The organism is Pantoea sp. Taur (assembly GCF_009830025.1).
GTDB classification, from domain to species: Bacteria; Pseudomonadota; Gammaproteobacteria; order Enterobacterales; family Enterobacteriaceae; genus Pantoea; species Pantoea communis.
In genome coordinates this window covers 213,762-233,046 of the sequence record NZ_SZZZ01000005.1, presented here as the reverse complement: position 1 = coordinate 233,046, position 19,285 = coordinate 213,762, and the positions used below count along the sequence as shown (strand labels likewise).

At 53.0% G+C, this 19,285-nt stretch carries 19 protein-coding genes and 1 tRNA gene; 6 read left to right on the top strand and 14 right to left on the bottom strand.

Going from position 1 to position 19,285, the window contains the following annotated elements; all coding sequences use genetic code 11:
* Positions 1–71: 71 nt before the first annotated feature.
* Positions 72–206: a hypothetical protein gene (locus tag FD744_RS25840; RefSeq protein ID WP_255253243.1), complete on the bottom strand. Its 135-nt coding sequence runs from the start codon at positions 204–206 to the stop codon at positions 72–74.
* A gap of 36 nt (positions 207–242) precedes the next feature.
* Positions 243–1,154 (bottom strand): DUF808 domain-containing protein, encoded by a 912-nt coding sequence (locus FD744_RS09770; protein ID WP_160868115.1) that lies wholly within the window; start codon positions 1,152–1,154, stop codon positions 243–245.
* Between the two features lie 75 nt (positions 1,155–1,229).
* Between FD744_RS09770 and FD744_RS25965 the strand changes: the two genes are divergently transcribed.
* Complete coding sequence (locus tag FD744_RS25965; RefSeq protein WP_353604531.1) at positions 1,230–1,358, top strand: Vmc-like lipoprotein signal peptide domain-containing protein; 129 nt, start codon at positions 1,230–1,232, stop codon at positions 1,356–1,358.
* 153 nt (positions 1,359–1,511) lie between these two features.
* Here FD744_RS25965 and FD744_RS09760 read toward each other — a convergent pair whose 3' ends face one another.
* Positions 1,512–1,988, bottom strand: a complete 477-nt coding sequence (locus tag FD744_RS09760) for a very short patch repair endonuclease (RefSeq protein ID WP_034824507.1) — start codon at positions 1,986–1,988, stop codon at positions 1,512–1,514.
* Between the two features lie 127 nt (positions 1,989–2,115).
* Here FD744_RS09760 and dcm point away from each other — a divergent pair, with 127 nt between their 5' ends.
* Positions 2,116–3,516 carry a DNA (cytosine-5-)-methyltransferase gene (dcm, locus tag FD744_RS09755; RefSeq protein ID WP_160868114.1) on the top strand — a complete coding sequence of 467 codons (1,401 nt, stop codon included), beginning with the start codon at positions 2,116–2,118 and terminating at the stop codon, positions 3,514–3,516.
* Between the two features lie 122 nt (positions 3,517–3,638).
* On the top strand, positions 3,639–5,240 hold the full coding sequence (locus tag FD744_RS09750; protein WP_160868113.1) for a methyl-accepting chemotaxis protein: 1,602 nt from the start codon (positions 3,639–3,641) through the stop codon (positions 5,238–5,240).
* A 46-nt stretch (positions 5,241–5,286) separates the two neighbouring features.
* Here the strand turns inward: FD744_RS09750 and FD744_RS09745 are convergent, their stop codons facing one another.
* Together FD744_RS09745 and FD744_RS09740 are read right to left on the bottom strand one after the other, a co-directional pair.
* On the bottom strand, positions 5,287–5,535 hold the full coding sequence (locus tag FD744_RS09745; protein WP_034824521.1) for a hypothetical protein: 249 nt from the start codon (positions 5,533–5,535) through the stop codon (positions 5,287–5,289).
* A gap of 76 nt (positions 5,536–5,611) precedes the next feature.
* Positions 5,612–6,310 (bottom strand): phosphohydrolase, encoded by a 699-nt coding sequence (locus tag FD744_RS09740; RefSeq protein ID WP_058959891.1) that lies wholly within the window; start codon positions 6,308–6,310, stop codon positions 5,612–5,614.
* Between the two features lie 590 nt (positions 6,311–6,900).
* On the opposite strand from FD744_RS09740, the gene FD744_RS09735 reads away from it, so the two are divergent.
* From FD744_RS09735 to FD744_RS09725, 3 genes are all read left to right on the top strand, one after another.
* Positions 6,901–7,581 (top strand): hypothetical protein, encoded by a 681-nt coding sequence (locus FD744_RS09735; protein WP_045815144.1) that lies wholly within the window; start codon positions 6,901–6,903, stop codon positions 7,579–7,581.
* 170 nt (positions 7,582–7,751) lie between these two features.
* A complete protein-coding gene (gene mtfA / locus FD744_RS09730; RefSeq protein WP_160868112.1) occupies positions 7,752–8,519 on the top strand; it encodes a DgsA anti-repressor MtfA in 768 nt (255 codons plus the stop codon).
* Positions 8,520–8,622: 103 nt separating this feature from the next.
* Positions 8,623–8,698: transfer RNA gene (locus FD744_RS09725), tRNA-Asn, on the top strand.
* A 253-nt stretch (positions 8,699–8,951) separates the two neighbouring features.
* Here FD744_RS09725 and ybiX read toward each other — a convergent pair.
* From ybiX to FD744_RS09685, 9 genes are all read right to left on the bottom strand, one after another.
* A complete protein-coding gene (gene ybiX, locus FD744_RS09720) occupies positions 8,952–9,629 on the bottom strand; it encodes a PKHD-type hydroxylase YbiX (RefSeq protein WP_097116735.1) in 678 nt (225 codons plus the stop codon).
* 47 nt (positions 9,630–9,676) lie between these two features.
* Positions 9,677–11,956 carry a catecholate siderophore receptor Fiu gene (locus FD744_RS09715; RefSeq protein ID WP_160868111.1) on the bottom strand — a complete coding sequence of 760 codons (2,280 nt, stop codon included), beginning with the start codon at positions 11,954–11,956 and terminating at the stop codon, positions 9,677–9,679.
* 361 nt (positions 11,957–12,317) lie between these two features.
* Positions 12,318–12,485 (bottom strand): hypothetical protein, encoded by a 168-nt coding sequence (locus tag FD744_RS25340; protein WP_166932180.1) that lies wholly within the window; start codon positions 12,483–12,485, stop codon positions 12,318–12,320.
* A 135-nt stretch (positions 12,486–12,620) separates the two neighbouring features.
* On the bottom strand, positions 12,621–14,033 hold the full coding sequence (locus FD744_RS09710) for an EmmdR/YeeO family multidrug/toxin efflux MATE transporter (protein WP_034824533.1): 1,413 nt from the start codon (positions 14,031–14,033) through the stop codon (positions 12,621–12,623).
* 120 nt (positions 14,034–14,153) lie between these two features.
* Entirely contained in the window at positions 14,154–14,903 is a 750-nt protein-coding gene (locus FD744_RS09705; protein ID WP_038646291.1) for an ABC transporter ATP-binding protein, read from the bottom strand.
* Positions 14,896–15,771, bottom strand: coding sequence for an ABC transporter ATP-binding protein (locus FD744_RS09700; protein WP_160868110.1), 876 nt, complete (start codon positions 15,769–15,771; stop codon positions 14,896–14,898). The genes FD744_RS09705 and FD744_RS09700 overlap by 8 nt, the downstream gene beginning before the upstream one ends.
* Complete coding sequence (livM, locus tag FD744_RS09695) at positions 15,764–17,047, bottom strand: high-affinity branched-chain amino acid ABC transporter permease LivM (RefSeq protein ID WP_160868109.1); 1,284 nt, start codon at positions 17,045–17,047, stop codon at positions 15,764–15,766. The genes FD744_RS09700 and livM overlap by 8 nt, the downstream gene beginning before the upstream one ends.
* Before the next feature lie 10 nt (positions 17,048–17,057).
* Positions 17,058–17,972 carry a branched-chain amino acid ABC transporter permease LivH gene (locus tag FD744_RS09690; RefSeq protein WP_160868108.1) on the bottom strand — a complete coding sequence of 305 codons (915 nt, stop codon included), beginning with the start codon at positions 17,970–17,972 and terminating at the stop codon, positions 17,058–17,060.
* An 80-nt stretch (positions 17,973–18,052) separates the two neighbouring features.
* On the bottom strand, positions 18,053–19,111 hold the full coding sequence (locus tag FD744_RS09685) for a branched-chain amino acid ABC transporter substrate-binding protein (protein WP_160868152.1): 1,059 nt from the start codon (positions 19,109–19,111) through the stop codon (positions 18,053–18,055).
* Positions 19,112–19,285 lie beyond the last annotated feature (174 nt).

Genomic DNA, 19,285 nt, shown 5'->3' with positions numbered 1-19,285 from the left:
GTAAAATGTTGTTTATAAAAAAAGCCGATAAAAATTATTATCGGCTTTGAAACACTTTCCCGGGTGGGAAATCAGATTTTGCAACCTTCGCAGTCCGCTTCGTCGCTGATATCAGCCGGGACTTCATTGGCTTTTTCAGCCGCTTTCGCTTCAGCCTGTTCCAGCTGCGCATCGATATCAAATTCAAACATATCGTCGTTCATCATCGTTCTCCTGACCCGTGATTGATAAATTCCTGCGCTTTATACCGATTTACCGCGTACTTTCGCAACCAGATTTACCGCCAACAGCACGATCGACCCAATGATAAAGCCGAGTACCAGATTGGCACCGTTGCCCAGTAAGGCAGAGATAACGCCATGGAAGCCGCTGCTGTACTCCTCAATCGCGTGATGCAACGGCGCGATACCGTGCACAATAATGCCGCCACCGACCAGGAACATTGCCACCGTGCCCACCACCGTTAACACCTTCATCAACCAGGGGGCCAGCGCCAATAGCGCACCGCCAGTCGCCTGAGCCAGCGTGGAGGACTTTTCCCGCAGCCAGTATCCGAGGTCGTCGATTTTCACGATCATCGCCACGATGCCGTAAACACCAATCGTCACCAGAATCGCAATCCCCGCCAGAATCAGTACCTGATTCAACAGCGGCGCTTCAGAGACAATCCCTAAAGTGATTGCCACAATTTCCGCAGAAAGAATAAAATCTGTGCGTACAGCGCCTTTCACTTTATCTTTTTCGAACTGGCGCGGATCCTGCTGCGCCAGCTTATCCAGACGCTGTTGACGTGCCTCCGGGCTGCTTTCTGCCTTATCGTGATTCAGGCTGTGCAGCACCTTTTCCACGCCTTCATAGCAAAGGTAAGCGCCGCCCAGCATCAACAGCGGTGTGATTAGCCAGGGCGCAAACGCCGAGATAATCAGCGCCAGCGGCACCAGAATTAATTTATTAAGAAATGAGCCTTTTGCGACGCTCCAGACCACGGGTAATTCACGGTTGGCTTTTACGCCGGTGACCTGCTGCGCATTGAGTGAGAGATCATCACCCAATACGCCAGCGGTCTTCTTTGCCGCGACCTTGCCCATCACTGAAATATCATCAAGCAGCGTCGCAATGTCATCCAGAAGCGTGAGTAAACTGGTTCCTGCCAAAATAGTTATCCTTATTCCGGTTCGTGATCCTGACAACAGGGGCATCGCTCAACCGCCGTCACTGACATATCAGCGATGCCCGCACAGTCCCATTCGACGCGGAGTGTTTGCCCGGCAAGATCGCCAGCGTGCACATATTTGCTGACCGGACTTTCCGTCATTCCGCTGATCTCCTCGGTGGCCACCAGTTGCTCGCCTAAATAAATGCGTGCCGTTGCATGGGTGTTCACCATCCGCTCATCACGGAGTTGATACAGGCGTTTGACCGTCAGTTTGATGCTGCTCATGGCTCGATTCCGCGTCCCAGAGAAAGAGAAGATCTAAACCGTTATGGCGGCTAAAAGCAACAATCGCACGCTATTCAACACGATAGTGATGCAAGCCTTGATGATCGATTTCGCCACTGTGCATGGCGGCCAGCAGCCACTCTTCCAGTCGTTCAATCAACGCCTCATCTTCCAGGCGCAATTTTCCGCGCAGCGCGCACTCCCAGACAATCAGTACCTTCCAGCCGCTTTGTTGTAATTGGCCGATATAACGGCGGTCGCGTTCAACGTTGCTGTTAATTTTGCCGTTCCAGAACTCAGTGCGCGTGGCAGGCATCTTGAATAAATAGCAGTGATGACGATGCCAGAAGCAGCCATGGACAAAGATAATCGCCCGCTCGTGTGGCAAAACAAAGTCTGGCCGACCCGGCAACGCTTTATCTTGTACACGATAGTTGAAGCCACGATCTTTCAAAATCAACGCGATACGCTGCTCAATCGCCGTGTCCTGATTGCGAATGGCACGCATATTTTTGCTGCGAATAGCTTGCGAATGGACGTCGACCATGGCGTCTCCTTTTTATTGGGGCTTCTACAACTTTAGCGGTTTGGCGTGAAAGCGAAAGGCACGCGCAACAAGTGTGTGAAGACGCGAGGAGTGATAGCATAGCGGCTTCACTGTTAAGGAAAAACGCATGCTTGCTATCGATCCCGCCGCGACGGTTTCACCCTCCTCATTTTCTTCCCCTTCGGATGACGCCACATCGCTGTTAATGCAGGTCCTCGATATCTATGCCGCACGCGATGTGGTGCAAACCTTAACCGAGGCGGGCGGATGCGACTGGAGCGTGCCGCGTATGAATCGCATTCGCCAGGGCAAAAGCGCCGTTCCTGCCCTTTCCAGCGATGAAGTCAGCAGTCTGCAAGCGTTATTACCTTCGCGCCCTGCACATTACGCCGCGCCTAAATTTCAATTTGTCGATCTGTTTGCCGGCATCGGCGGGATTCGTCGTGGTTTCGAGCAAATTGGCGGCCAATGCGTGTTCACCAGTGAATGGAATAAAGAAGCGGTCCGTACTTATAAAGCCAATCACTATAGCGATCCGCAACGGCATCAGTTCAATAGCGATATTCGTTTGGTGACGCAGCCCGCAGGACTCACTGACGAACAGGCGATTTATCAGCACATCGATCAAACCATCCCCGATCATCAGGTGCTGCTGGCGGGTTTTCCCTGCCAGCCGTTTTCACTGGCCGGCGTCAGTAAAAAAAATGCGTTAGGTCGTGCGCACGGTTTTGAGTGTGAAGCGCAGGGCACGTTGTTTTTCGATGTTGCCCGCATTCTCGCTGCCAAAAAGCCGCCGTTCTTCGTGCTGGAAAACGTGAAAAACCTCAAGAGTCATGACAAAGGACGCACCTTCGCCATCATTATGGCGACGCTGGATGAACTTGGCTACGACGTTGCCGATGCGGCCGATAGCGCAACACCCGATGCGAAAGTGGTGGATGCGCGCCATTTCCTGCCGCAGCATCGCGAACGCATTGTGCTGGTCGGCATTCGCCGCGACACCGGATTGAGCGACGGTTTTTCACTGCGCGCGCTTTCACAACTCTATCCGCAGCAGGTGCCCACGCTGCAAAGCTTGCTGGAGCCGACGCCAGATGCGAAATACATCCTGTCGCCGACACTGTGGAACTATCTCTATCAATACGCCAAAAAGCACAAAGCCAAAGGCAATGGCTTCGGCTTTGGCCTTAACGATCCCCGTAATCCCAACGTGTGTGTTCGCACCCTGTCCGCGCGCTATTATAAAGACGGCTCAGAAATTCTGATCGACCGCGGCTGGGATCAGGCGCAGGGGGAAGCGGATTTCCAGCACGCCAGCAATATGGCTCTGCGTCCGCGTCGGTTAACACCGCGCGAATGCGCCCGACTGATGGGATTTGAGGCACCGGGACAAAGCCAGTTCCGTATTCCGGTCTCGGATACCCAGGCATATAAGCAGTTTGGCAACTCCGTGGTGGTCCCGGTTTTTGCTGCTGTGGCACAGTTACTTTCGCCGCTTATCGAACAACATCTTAGCCAAAACACTTAGCGCCACAGGTCCACAATTTCCTTTAGGGACGCGTATTATGCTGTTTTGCGCTGAAACGCGTCTATTGTCACCAAACTGTCACGCCCGCTCTCAATACTCCTTTTTATTTTTGGGGGCGTTAGATGTCACTCCTTTCTGTAATCTCGTTACCGCTGCGTTTACGTACACGTCTTACCTGGCGCTTGCCGCTTTGGCTCACCAGTCTTCGTAACCAGTTTTTGCTGTTTATCGTGCTGTTCTGTCTCCTGCAGTTCGCGGGCGTACTGCTGCTCAGCAATCACGTTAATCAGACGCAAACGTCACTCCAGCAAGCCAACCAACTGCGGGAAAGATTGGCCCTGCTGGATAAAGCACGTATCGAATTGCTCACCGCCAGTGATAACAGCCACCGTGCTGGCATCTATTTAATGCAGGATCAGCAAAGTGGCTCAGTCGATAGCTGGAAAAGTCTGGCGGCCGCCTCTGATGATTCGTTAAAAAAAGCGCAGGCACTGTTCACCGCCTACCATGCTAAAGCAGACAGTCCGCTGGCTCAGGGCTTTGCGATGTTAGCGGAAGGTTTGCAAGAGCAGTTGAAAGGGTTAGCGGCCAATGACATCAATGCCTTCTTTATGGTGCCGATGCAGGCATTCCAGCAGCAGTTTAACGATGCCTGGTTCAGCGAGATTGAACAAGCCAACCATCAGTTGAGCAGCGTCAATCAAAATACCCTCAGTACGCTAAAGCAGAGTCGCAACATGTCGCTGATCGTCAGTGCCATTTTGATGGCGCTGCTGGTGCTGGCCTCCAGTCTGTTGATGCGCGGCGTACTGTTGCCGCTGCGTCGTGCCAACCGGCAGCTGGAGCAGATTGCCACCGGTGATTTAGTCCCGAGTCATGATACGCCACGCCGCCAGTGCTTAGAGACGCGCCAGCTGTTTCAGTCGATCGAATCAATGCGTTTCGGTCTGCAGCAGATTGTCAGCGACATTAATACCGTTGCTGTGAGCGTGGCGGCGGGTGCAGAAGATATGCAGCAGCATAATGAACAGGTGATGCAGCAACACCAGGCGCAGAATGCCAGCTTCCACCATCTGTCACAGCGTTTACATCGCGTGTCTGAAGAAGTCGAAATTGGTGCGCAGTTCTCGCAGCAGGCCACGCAGGAGGCACAGTCAGCTGATGCCCTGATGCGCAACTGCGCCACGGAAGTCGACAATATGGAACTTAAAATGCAGCAGATCGTTACAGCTTCGGGTGATATCGCCGGAATTGTGGGCATGCTGGATAGCCTGTCGATGCAAACCCGTTTGCTGTCGTTGAATGCCGCGATTGAATCCGCCCACGCCGGATCGTACGGTCGCAGTTTCTCCGTTGTCGCCAAAGAGATGGGGCTGCTCTCGCAAAAGAGTGGTGAATCAACGCGTCAGATTGATGGTTTAATTCAGCACACTCAGCAGCATGTGAATGATGGTTTTGACAAAGTGAAAGCGCTTGAAGTGTTGTTTACACAAATCAGCGGTGCGGTTTCGGGGGTCGTAACGCAGCTCGATGAGTTGCAGCAAAATAGCACGGCGCAAAGTCACCGCGTCAGTAAAATTGCGCATGAAGTGGTGGAGATGAGTAATCAGCTACAGCAAAACGAAGCGCTCAACGCCCATCAGGTCAATTCGGCTACGCAACTGCGTGAACTCTCTGATCGCCTCGCCCAGCGGGCACAGCAATTCCGCGTTGATGCCGCTTGAGTACAAAGATAAAAAAAACCCGTCAATGACGGGTTTTTTATATCGCTTATTTTTTCTTTTTGCCTTTCTTCAGCAGTGCACGTACCTGCTTCAGTTCAGACGCGGAGAGCTGTTCAGCCACCGCTTCTTCGGTATTCAGACTATCAACAGCCGGTTGCTCAACCGCATGTAAACTGGCCTGCAGGCGGTTAACGATCTCCTGACTCATGGAGATTTGGTTATCGGCGGCTAACTGTTTGATGTGCTCTTTCAGCGCCGGGTCAATTTTAATGGTTAAGTTAACGGTCTCGGTCATCTTCATACTCCCTTTTGATTTACAACAACGTAGCGGAAGAAGATGAAAGTTAACAGACTGTCATAAAAATTTAATATTAAGAGTGTATAGGGCTGAAATCCCTTAATACCGACTCATCAATGCTGGTGAGATTGCCCTGCAATTCCGCGCATAGCTTAGCCATATAGTGCACCAGGAAATCTGCGTTATGTTCCGCCAGCAGGCGCCCCGCTTCGGTTTGCATGGTTTCGGGCAAGCGTAAAAGTTTCTTCTGGAAGTGATCCAGCGTCCATTTCACATCGTCTAATTCACGCTCTTTTCCTAATGGATCCTCGCTGTCAAACAGCGGACGGCCCAACGCCCCGGCCGTATAGAAAACACGTGCGAGGCCGATAGCACCCAGAGACTCGAGGCGATCGGCATCCTGAACAATTTTTGCTTCCAATGTCAGTGGCGTGATGCGTGCGCTGAAACTGTGCGCCTGAACGGCATGGGCGACGCCCTCGAGCAATTCCAGGGGGAAATCGGGAAAGTCCTGCTGCAAAATTCGGCGTGTCTCTTCAGCGGCATAGGTGGAAGCCAAATGGCGCTCTGGATGGTTTTTGGGAAGGTTAACCACATCATGGAAGTAACAGGCGGTGAGGACCACCATAGGATCGGCTGCACTGTGCTGCATGATGCGCGTGGCGCTCATCCAGACACGACGCAGGTGCGCGATATCATGGGCTTTATCATCGTGCAGCCAGTTTTGCTGCAGCCAGTTCTCGTAGCGTTGTTGCCAGCGGGTGAGTGACATCGTGCTTCTCCTTATTGCTGTTATAAAAGCACCGCCAATTCAGGGTGCTGCTCCTGGGGACATCATAGCGGTCTGGTCGTGACACTTTTTTTACATCCTTCCTGGATGTGCAAAGCGTAAAAATGCGATCCCGATCTTGTTATAGCGCTGTTAATGTCGCTTTCCCAGCGGAGATCACGTTTTAGGCATTTCCTTAGCGTCATTTCAGTTAAATAACTCTGTTAAACAGGCGTAATCTATTTCTGCCATCAACAGTATTCACGCTTTTGAATTATTCCAGTTAATGATGCTAACTATCACAAGGTAAAAGCGATAAACGCTAACGGGAAAATCTGAAAAGATTCCCATGCAGGCCGTTATAACGTACTGTATAGGGGATATTTCTGGTTCTCTCTCGCCTGAGAAGGCATTTCCAGCATGTATTTTGCTTAAGCGCCATTTTTAAAACCGGAATATGCAGGAATAGCCTGATACTGAGGCGACAAATTATTAAGCAAATTGATTCAAACCCATTATGCTAACTCTCACATCTGCTGATGCGGGTGATTCGTCGAAGTTTTCCGGGTGAGTAACACTACATGAGGTACGTAATGAAAGAACGGCCGATTCTTTTTTCCGAACAGCGGGTCCGCGCCCTGCTGGTTGGCCAGCAGACGCAAACCCGGCGCATTATGAAAACCCAGGCTTTTGGCCCAGGCCAGGATCATCACGAAGGCGTGCATGCATTTGACGTTAGCGCCAACCATCTGCATGGCTATAAATTGATGTCGATGGCAGATGTCAGCTCTCACTGCCCGTTTGGCCAGGCGGGTGACCGATTGTGGGTGCGTGAAACCTGGCGCGGCCCCATCGTGCCAGAAGAACAACTCGCCGAATATGAACGCGATCCACTGCCGTTCCGTAGCCCGGCTTTCTGTCAGTATCGTTCCGACAGCAATGAACTGGGTCAGTTGGATGAAGATGTGGAGCACGCCGAGCAGTTTGGTTGGCAAACGGCGATTCATATGCCGCGCTGGGCCAGCCGTATTGATTTGGCGATTACCTCGGTACGTGCTGAAAAGATTCAGGACATCAGTGAAGATGACATCATGGCTGAGGGCGTACAAACGGATACGCACTTCCTGAATAACTTCTTCACGATGAATATGAACGCAGAATCACCGAAAGAAGCCTATCGTAAAGCGTGGCAGAAGCAGTATGGCGCCACCAGTTGGGAAGTGAACCCGTGGGTATGGGTGATCGAGTTTCAACGCGTTGATCGCGAGAGTTAACTGTCTTCAGCCCTCACCCGCCTGGGTGAGGGCAATTTTCCTGCTTTGCCATCTTAATCACAGAAAAAACCTGCAGTAACTGATTGAATACACGGCTTTGATTCCGCGCTGGCATTTTTCTTTTTGTCGCGCCAGGATAACCCTTTCCGCCCTGCAGAGTGAGTCGAGCGATGTTCAAATGGCCATGGAATGCGCAGGTAGATACCACTGTCACGGCGCTTCCCTGGCAACAGGCGCTGGCGCAACCGATCTTTTCACTGCTCACGACTGAAGAGCAAAGCGCCCTGACCACGCTTGCCCAACGCTTTCTGCAACAAAAAAAAATCTCGCTGTTGAATGGGCTGCAACTCGATGAACGGCAGCTGGCACGTCTTGCCTTACTGTTTTGCCTGCCCGTGTTGAAGCTCGGTCTGGAGTGGCTGGATGGCTTTCATGAAGTGTTAATTTATCCCGAACCGTTCAATGTCGATGACCGTTGGGAAGACAGCAGCGGCTTAGTCCATCAGGCTCCAGCGGTGCATGCCGGTCAAAGCTGGACGCAAGGCCCGGTGGTATTAAATGCGTTGGATATTCAGGACTCTTTCGATCTTTCCGGCTACAACCTCGTCATCCATGAAATTGCGCATAAACTCGATGCACGCGGCAGCGGCTATACCAGCGGTATTCCCGTCATTGCCTTACGAGATGTCGCCCAATGGGAGAAGGATTTGCTACAGGCGATGGAAGAGATAGAGGCGGAAGTGGAATTGGTGGGTGAACAGGCGGCAACCATCGATCCCTACGCCGCCAGCGATCCCGCCGAGTGCTTTGCCGTGCTGTCGGAGTACTTTTTCAGCGCCCCAGATTTACTGGCGGATCGCTTCCCTGCGATGTATCGCCACTTACAGCAGTTTTATCGCCAGGACCCGATGGCGCGTCTTGCAGCAGGTTCTGCTTAAATCGCGATCGCTTTGTACTATTGCTAGCCAGTTGAATACAAATGTATTTTTAGCTGTTGACACATTAATGAGGTGCCATTAATATGCGCCTCGTTCACACGATTCCTCTGTAGTTCAGTCGGTAGAACGGCGGACTGTTAATCCGTATGTCACTGGTTCGAGTCCAGTCAGAGGAGCCATATTTAGAGAAACCCGCTCAGGGAAACCTGAGCGGGTTTTTTGCTTTTCATCACGTTGCGTTCCCTCGTCTCTAAAAAACTGGCATCGACATCCTGTGCCAGATTCTGATTGCAAAAGGGTCATGTTTGAACCTTTCATACCCTTTTATGTATTTTGACGCCGACGTTCTCAATGAAAACACGCCAAAGGTTCAAAAATGAACCTTTGAGCCATCAGGTTGTGTACGTGCACTCGGCAACCTGCCCTCATTCGCTACACTTCCGTCCAACCCCGCAGCAGGTTGTGATACATGTTCAGCAGAGACAGCAGCTCCTCGCTATCGCCATGACGCGCTTTAAGGCTTTGGATATTACGATCCAGTTCGAAGAGCATGGCGCGTTGCTTATCATCACGCACCATCGACTGAATCCACAGAAACGATGCCACACGTGCGCCGCGCGTCACCGGTGTAACACAGTGCAGACTACTCGAAGGGTAAAGCACCAGATGTCCGGCAGGCAATTTCACCTTATGTTGACCATAAGTGTCTTCAATCACCAATTCGCCGCCGTCATAACTGTCAGGTTCACTGAGAAACAGCGTGGCCGAGAGATCGGTACGCATCCACCCGGCAGCACCATTATGTCTCACCGCGCCATCAACGTGAAAACCGTAGGTTTCACCCTGTTCGTAGCGGTTAAACAGCGGTGTAGAAATAGAGCGCGGCAGTGCAGCAGAAAAGAACAGCGGGTTGTTGTTCAAAGCCTGCATCACTGCTGTTTGCAACCGATCATAAAGCGGCGTACGCGTATCAATCTGCTGATTATTTTTTACCGTTGCGCCCTGGCTGCCCACCGTGGCGCGTCCGTCAATCCATTCGGCCTGTTGCAGCAGCGAACTGAAATTTGCCACCTCTTCAGGCGTCAGCACTGCAGGAATGTGATACATCATCGCGGTGTTCTCTCATAAATAGGGGCGCGAACGCCCCACGTTGAATCTTAGAAATGTACGTTTGCCGTTAACAAGAAGGTACGTGGCTCACCCGGATGGTAGCGGTATCCACTCTTATTGATGGAAGCCACATAGTGGGTATCGAAAATATTGTACGCGTTGAGCTGCAGATCGAAGTTGTTATTAACCTTGTAGCCCAGCTTCGCATCTGCCACCCAATAACCTTCAGTATGGTCTGGCGTGCCTACCGCGCCATCGCTGCCGCGACGCAGACTGCCCACGTAACGCGCCCCCGCACCAACAGAAATCGCATCAGTGGCCTGATATTGCGTCCACAAGGTGAAGGCGTGTTTCGGTGTATAAGCGATAGCAGATGAACCATCCTGAGCGACGGCTGCGCCCTCTTTCACCGAAGCGTGCTGCTGGGTGTAACCGGCAATCACTTCCCAGTCTGGGGTGATGTTGCCGGTAGCTGAAAGCTCATAGCCCTCAACGCGTTTTTTACCGGTTTGCGAGTAAGTGCCGTCGTCGTTGGCGTCCACTTCATTCTCGATATCGGTACGGAACAGTGCAGCATTCAACAGCAGGCGTTTATCCAGCACCTGCCACTTGGTTCCCACTTCGCTAGATTTGGCTTTTTGCGGTTTGAAATCAGTGCGGTTAGCACTGTTACCGGAGCCACCTGCCGCCAGCGCAAAGCTGCTGCCGCCTGGAGGCTGCTGAGAAATAGCATAGTTGACGTAAACATTGCCCTGCTCGGTCAAACGATAGAGCGCACCCGCTTTCCAGTTCACCAGATTGCCAGACTTGGCCGTATCAACGGTGGTGAGCGGCGTGCCACGTGCGATGCCCGTTGGACACGCCAGCGCACCGCGCCCGCTGCCGCCACACGCCGTAGCACTGTCATAATCAGTGTGATAGCTATCAAGACGAATGCCGCCGTTCAGCTCGAAGTTTTTGGTTATAGCCAGCGTATCGAAGGCATAGATTCCGGTGGTATCGGTCTGCCCGTTGGCATTGGCGCCGTTGCGATCCAGACCTCCCACAGAAATGCTGCTGATCGGATGGTAGATATTAACCGCAGGCGCAGTAATGGCGTTGACGCCGTAGTTGGTCTGATTTTCACGCGTGAACTCCACGCCAGCACTGACATCGTGCCCCACTGAACCGGTATAGAATTTCGAGGTAATATTGGTCTGGTTAGTAAGGATGCGGTTACTGACATCTTTCAGGTTTGCGTTGCGCGTCCAGGTCCAGGTGCCAACATCATTAGGATTTGGCGTGGTAATGGTGCTGCCCATTACCGCGGTCAGCAGATACTCCTGCTTCACTCGCGACCAGCGCGTGGTGTTGCGAATCGTGGTGCTGTCGCTAAGATCGTGCTCGAAGCGAATAGTGCCGCTATCGGTGGTGGATTTGTCGAAATCGGAATCGGTGCCGTAATAATTACTGCTCGCCACTTTACCCGAATGATTAAGTGCAGAGGTAGCTGCAGTCGGTGACGAGTATCCCGGCAGGCCGATGGTCGGAATGCCGCCATCTGGCGTGTTGTTCTGATGCACATGCAGATAGTTCAGATACAAACGCGTTGACGTATCCAGACCGAATGCCAGTGAAGGCGCGACACCATAACGCTCATTTTGCACATTATCGCGTGCGGCATCGTGGGTTTTCTCGCCCATAAGATTGAGGCGAAACGCGCTGTTGTCGTTGAAGGCCTGGTTATAGTCCAGCGTACCGCGGCGCATCCACGCACTACCGACACTGGCCGACGCATCCAGGCCCGTATCCAGACGAGGCTGCTTACTGATCATGTTAATTGAACCCGACGGCGCGCTACGACCGTAATCAGTGCCAGACGGCCCTTTAATCACTTCAATCTGCTGAGTATTAAAGGTATCGCGTGTCACGCTACCAATATCACGAATGCCGTCCACGTAAATGCTGTTTGAAGTATCCATGCCACGCATATACACGGCATCACCGGTCGAAGAACTGCCATTTTCCCCGGCGTAGAACGCCCCCACCCCCGGCACATTTTTCAGCGCATCGGTCAGGTTATTGACACCTTGATCTTTGATCACCTGATCAGGAATGACCGTCATGGTGCGGGTGGTATCCACCAGCGGACGGGTAAATTTGGGGTCGGCAGAAGTATTAGGCGCATACAGAGAAGGCGTTTGCGCCGTCACCACTAAAGTGTCGTCAGATTTTTTGTTGGCATTATCAGCGGCCAGAGCAGCAGCAGGAGAAATACCAATACATAGCCCGGTGAACAGGGTCAGCGAATTGAAACTGCCAAACGGCAAATTGCGATTGTTATCCATTTTAAAAAGTAAATTTCTTATCGTTATTGACGGGCTTATTGCATCAAGCAAACCAAAACACTCAAGGTGCCATGATCTCCACTGCCTTGAGATGCAACACCTAAACGATAACGCCAATGGTTATCATTTACTTTTTTATTCTTGCATGAAGCGCAACGGCTTGGGAATACATTTCTTTACGGTAGCCTTACATAATTAATACAATCAGTGCCAGCAGGAGGGTTGCGTCAGGGTTTGCTCAAGAAGTCGTCAGGAAGGGCTAATATTCAGGCACAAAAAACCCGCTGGACAGGGCAGCGGGTTTTTAAGCAGCGCGCACAGTTCATTCCAGTAACTGTATCGCATAGCGTGATGCAGGCGTTCATCGCTCATAGTAGCGATACACCGACGGATGGAATTCAATGCCATAAAGTTGGCTGACCGGAATCAGCAAATCAATATGATTGCTGAGATCGAACTCACGCTCTTCAGCGGGTTGTGATGTGGCGTTGATCAGGCGATGGAACCACTGTGACAGCGTCGTTTTCATCGTCAGGTTCTCCAGTAATGGTTGACCCTGACAGTAAAACCTAACTTGCTTTATAACCAAAACGATAAGATATGCGATTGAATCCCAATTAATGCATATATTGAAGGCCGCCGTCTGCTACGACGGCCAACTCCGTTATGCCCGGCTCTTCGCCAGCATACGACGGTAATTATTGAGCCATTTGCCGCTGGTCAAACGGAACCAGAAGAACACACCGCGCACTGTCCAGTCGAGGAACATGCCCAGCCACACCCCGACCACGCCCATACCGAGCATTATCCCCAGCACGTAGCCGGCAACCACGCGCGCACCCCACATGCTGAACATCGACACATACATGGTGTATCGCGCATCGCGCGCGCCTTTCAAACCAGCAGGCAGCACCCAGGATGCGGTCCAGATTGGCATAAAGGCAGCATTAAGCCAGATGAGGTGTTTGGTGACTTCAATAACTTCAGGATCGCGGGTGTAGAATTTAGCCAGCGTGCCCGCCAGTGGTACGGTGATCAAGGCCAGTGTGCACAGCCCAATCATCGCCAGCCAGAACACATGTTTAATCTGCCTTTCCGCCTGCATCACCTGATTTTTACCCAGCCGCTTACCGGTAATGATGGTGGAAGCCGAACCGAGGGCGTTGCCCGGAAGGTTAATTAACGTGGCAATGGAGAAGGCGATAAAGTTACCGGCGATTTCATTGGTGCCCATGCCTGCCACAAAGATCTGCGTCAGCAATTTACCGCCGTTAAACAGCACTGACTCAATACTGGCCGGCACCCCGATCCCCAGCACTTCCATCAGGATGTTGCGATCCCAGCGACGGAAATAGCTGGCGATGCTGATTCTTAACGCCGGCGTAATGCCACGATACAGCACATAAATGGCCGCCGCCGCGCCGATATAGCGTGAGATGGTTAATCCTAACCCGGCCCCAACGAAGCCCATCCCTTCCCACCCCATCGCACCATAAATCAGTACGCTACTGATCACGATGTTAAGGATGTTCATGCCGCCATTAATCAGCATCGGAATTTTAGTGTTTCCCGCTCCGCGTAGCGAGCCGCTACCGATCAGGGCGATCGCCGCGGCTGGATAGCTCCACGCCGACGTTTGCAGGTAGCTCAGCGCCAGTTCCTTCACCTTGGGTTCCGCGCTGCCCGCGATAACATCGATAATCAGATGTCCCCAGATCTCAATCACGATCACCAGCACGAATGCCAGCACCGTCATCAAGCCCAGCGACTGCCGCGTAGCTGCGCGCGCACGTTTGCCGTTGCGCTTGGCGAGGCTAAAGGCCACCACCACCGTGGTGCCGAGATCAATCGCCGCAAAGAAGGAGATAATCACCATGTTGAAGCTGTCGGCCAGACCGACGCCCGCCATCGCCTCTTTCCCCAGCCAGCTCACGAGGAAAGTACTCAGGACGCCCATCAGCATCACACAGAGGTTTTCAATAAAGATGGGCACGGCTAATGGGGTAATTTCACGCCACAACAGCGTGCGATAAGAGCGACGTTTCGGATACCACGCCGTATTTCTGACCGCCCGCATCACTGCTACGCCAGGATTTTGCAAGGGAGTACCAAATCACTTTGGAGAGGAAGAAGAGTAATAATGATGATAGGCCACTGAGAAATATGCAAAGTGTTTCCCATCACCATTTAATCATTATTACAAACTTTTTGTCGCCACCACCGCAGGATCCGCTGCACCACCGAGATAAGCGCTGCGCACCTCATCATTATTTAGGAGTTCTTCCCCACTGCCGCTCAGTTTGATCTCGCCGTTGACCATCACATAACCGCGATCGGCCAGTCGCAGCGCATGACGGGCATTTTGTTCTACCAGGAACAACGTCATGCCCTGCTGGGTAAGTTCGCGCAGGATATTGAAAATCTGCTTCACCACAATCGGCGCCAGACCCAGACTCGGTTCGTCCAGCAGCAGCAGTTTTGGGCGACTCATCAGCGCCCGCGCAATCGCCAGCATCTGCTGCTCGCCACCGGAGAGCGTCATCGCACGCTGTTTGCGGCGTTCGAGCAGACGTGGAAACAGCTGGTACATCCGCTCCTTGTCCTCTTTCACAAAACGGTCGCCCACCGCAATCGTACCCATCAGCAGGTTCTCCTCCACTGTCATATCGGGAAAGATGCGACGGCCTTCGGGCGCTTGTGCAATGCCGCTGGCGGCGATGAAATGGGTGCTGCGATGGCTGATCGACTCACCACGTAAGCGAATGTCACCACTGGCAATGCGCGGCTGGCCAAAAATCGACATTAGCAGCGTAGATTTTCCCGCGCCGTTAGCACCGATCAGCGCCACCGTTTCCCCCTGGTTTACCGTCAGGGAAACCTGCCTGAGCGCCTGAACCGGACCATAAAACACGTCCACCTGTTCAAAACTCAACATCGGTTCAGTCATGGTCGCTCTCCTCATCTGCGCCGAGATAAGCGGCGATAACGTTGGGATCGTGGCGAATTTGCTGCGGCGTCCCCTGTGCAATGACATCGCCATGATCCAGTACCACAATGTGATCGGAGATGCGCATGACCATCGGCATGTCGTGCTCAATCAACAACACGCTGATACGGTGATCAGCGCGTAAGCGATGCAATATCTGACTCAGCGCATCGGTTTCGACCGGGTTTAATCCCGCGGCCGGCTCATCCAGACAAATCAGTTCCGGTCGCGTGCACATGGCACGCGCAATCTCCAGTCGGCGCTGCTGACCATACGAGAGCGTGCCAGCCAGTCGATTGGCGCTGGAGACCAAATCCACATTTTCCAGCCAGTAAAAAGCGCGGTCTAACGCGCGATTTTCCGCTTCGCGATAACCACGGGTATTCAATACGCCGGCCAGCAGATGACGATTGACCTGCATGTGCTGCGCCACCAGCAAGTTCTCTACCACCGACATCTCGCGGAACAAGCGGATATTCTGGAAAGTACGCGCCAGGCCGGCCCGGTTAACCAGATGTGCGCCGCCAAACATTTTGTACCACACGCGCGAACCCAGCCGCGCCGGATGAAGCCAGTCCTGCGGATGAATTTTTTGCCCCAGCACCTGGATTACATCGGTACTGCGCTGTTGGGCATTGAGTATGATGCGCCCGCCGGTGGCGCGATAAAACCCGGTCAGGCAGTTGAACACCGTGGTTTTTCCCGCCCCGTTCGGGCCGATTAATGAGGTAACCGAACCGCGCGCCACAGAAAGGCTGACATCGTTCAGGGCTTTGATGCCACCGAAGCGCATCATTAAATGCTCAACTTGTAGAATGGCATCACTCATGGCGCACTCCTTTCCGCAGCGGAACACCCACACGTGCAGTACGAACCAATCCGCGTGGTCGCCAAATCATCATTAACACCATCAGCATGCCAAACAGCAGCACACGATATTCGGCAAAACTTCGCAGCAGTTCAGGCGCGACCGTCAGTACAAAAGCGGCAAGCACCACGCCCAGTGTCGAGCCCATTCCCCCCAGAACCACAATCGCCAGGATTAACGCCGATTCGAAGAAAGTAAAGGAAGTTGGATTCACGAACCCCTGATAGCTGGCGAAAAACACCCCGGCAATCCCGGCCGTCGAGGCACCCAACATAAAGGCGGAGAGTTTGACCAGTACATGATTAAGCCCCATGGCGCGGCAGGCAATTTCATCTTCCCGCAATGCCTCCCAGGCGCGGCCAATGGGCATGCGCGTTAACCGATGCTTGATCAGCAGCACCAAGAGCACCACGAGTACCAGCACCACATAGATGAAGATGAATTTCATATTAGGGTTGTAATCGAGATGCAGAAACTCGTGATAAGGCACGCCCCCGTCCCGCGCCCGGCGAGCAAATTCGAGGCCGAAAAATGTCGGGGAAGGCACCGATACGCCATTGGGTCCACCCGTAAACGACAACCAGTTGGTTAAGACCAGACGGATGATTTCACCAAAGCCGAGGGTCACAATCGCCAGATAGTCACCATGCATGCGCAACACCGGAAACCCCAGCAGCGCTCCGGCAAAGGCCGCCATTAATGCCGCGATCGGCAACATACTCCAGAATCCCAGGCCGAGGTACTCGTAGCCCAGTGCCAGGCCATAAGCGCCGATGGCATAAAATGCGACATAACCCAAATCAAGTAATCCCGCCAACCCCACCACAATATTGAGCCCCAGCCCCAGCAGCACATAAATCAGCCCCAGAATGGCCACGGTTAACAGGTATTTACTCGATAGAAATGGAAAGGCAAATGCAGCAATCAATAACAGCGGCAATATCCAGCGCATCCGCGAGCGATAACCCGGTTCGCGGACATATACGCCATCGTCATTGCCTTCAAACTTGCGTGTAAAGCGTTGTCCATAGGACGTACGGGTGAACAGGCTGAGCATTAAGCGCCCTACCATCACTAATCCCACTAACAGCGCCACACGTTGCGGCGACAGTGTGAAGCTGTAACCCTCCAGCACCACGCCCACAATCGGGCCAAACACCACCAGCGCAATCACTCCCGCCAGCAGTGTCTCGAGCAATGCTTCACGCACGCCCGCTTTTTGCGTCATTGCATTCATCGTGGCTTCCTCACACTTTTGCGACCAGCGGACGACCCAGCAGTCCCTGCGGACGGAAGATTAAAATCACCACCAGCAGCGAAAACGAGAACACATCTTTGTAGTCAGAGTTAACCAGCCCCGCAAACTGCGCTTCCGCTACCCCAAGCAGCAGTCCACCGAGCATGGCACCGGGTAGAGAACCGATACCGCCCAGTACTGCCGCCGTAAAGGCTTTGATACCAATGATGAATCCGGCATAAAAATCAAACGTGCCGTAGTTCATGGTCACCAGCACGCCCGCCAGTCCGGCCATGGCTGCGCCGATGACAAACACCAGCGAAATCACGCGGTCAGTATTGATGCCGAGAATCGATGCCATGCGCCGATCCTGCTGAACGGCACGGCAGATGCGGCCAAGTTTGGTGTACTGAATAATCCAGGTGAGCAGCGCCATACCACAGAAAGCGGCAATCAGAATAAAGACTTTGGTCCAGGTGATTTGCACGATGCCACCATCCACTTCCATGCGCAGCACCCCCGTCAGCAGCGTTGGAATGCCCTGCTGGTTGGGCCCCTGGCTAAGCTGCACGTAGTTTTGCAGAATCAGTGACATACCGATGGCGGAAATTAGCGGTGCAAGGCGCGTGGAGTTACGCAAGGGTCGATAAGCAATACGCTCGATGGCCCAGCCATAAGCCGCAGTGACAATAATGGTGAACAGCAAGGTGCCGAAAATCAGTAATGGAAAGGAGTGAATACCGAAGAAGCTCAGGAGTGCTAAGCCTATTGCGCACAAATAGGCGGAGACCATATACACCTCGCCATGCGCGAAGTTGATCATGCCGATAATGCCGTAAACCATGGTGTAACCGATGGCGATCAACCCATACACTGCGCCCAGCGTCAGGCCGTTAATCAACTGCTGTAAGAAAAAGGCGTCCATAAATCCATCCCGCGCGTAAAGGGAGCGCATACCTCGCGCCCAATGGCGAAAGGCCCCGCGATGCGGGGCCGCGTATCGAATTACAGTTGGTGATACTTGCCTTTATCATCCCACTGATAAACCACATAATCCGAGACTTTCAGATCGCCTTTGCCATCCCAGGCTTTTTTACCCATTACGGTATCGACGCTGTTGGCTTTTAACCAGTCACTGGCTTTCGCGTTGTCTTTACCCGCCGCTTTGTAAGCCGCCGCAATAGCCTGCACAGAGGCGTAAGCGTACAGGGTGTAACCTTCCGGCTCGAAGCCGCTGGCGCGGAACTTCTCAATCACCGCTTTGCCATCCGGAATGGTGCGCGGGTCATTACCGAAGGTCATGTAAACCCCTTTGGTGTATTGAGGGCCACCTGCCGCTGTCACCATCTCTTCCGTCACGATGCAGTCTCCGGAGAAGAAGGCGGCATTCACACCCTGCTCACGCATTTGACGCACCAGCGGACCGGCTTCTGGATGACAACCACCGAAATAGACCACGTCGGGTTTCACCGCGCCAATCTTGGTGACCAGCGCATTGAAGTCTTTCTCACCGCGTGAAAGCCCTTCATACAGCACCTCTTTCACGCCACGTTTTTCCAGCGCAGCTTTGGTGGCATCGGCCAGCCCCTGACCGTAAGTGTCTTTGTCATGGATTACCGCCACCTTTTTCGCTTTCAGTTTGTCGATAATGAAGTCTGCGGCAATCGCGCCTTGCTGATCGTCACGGCCACACATGCGGAACATGGTTTTCATGCCGCGCTCGGTGATTTGCGGGTTGGTGGATCCGGGGGTGATCGCCAACACGCCCGCTTCGTCATACACCTCTGACGCGGGCATGGTAGAGGAGGAACAGAAGTGGCCCACCACCGCCATCACTTTGTCCTGATCGACGAGTCGGTTTGCTACTGATACTGCCTGTTTGGGTTCACAGGCATCATCGCCCTGCACCAGCACAATTTTTTCGCCGTTAATACCGCCAGCGGCATTGATATCATCGGCAGCCTGACTAGCGCCCTTCCAGTATTGCGCCCCGTAGGTCGCATTTGGACCAGAGAACGGGCCTGCCACACCAATCTTGATATCCGCCTGAGCGTAAAATGCCATGCTCAGACAACCTGCAAGTACCACCTTCACTGGGTGTTTCATGAATTTCAAAGACATGCTTTCAATCCTCAACGGGTCAGGAACGGAGCCATACCACGGCCTGGGAGAAATCAATTTCTGAAACCTTTGCAGCACTGTATGCAGCCGATAGGGCCACGATTTAGGATCAAGCAA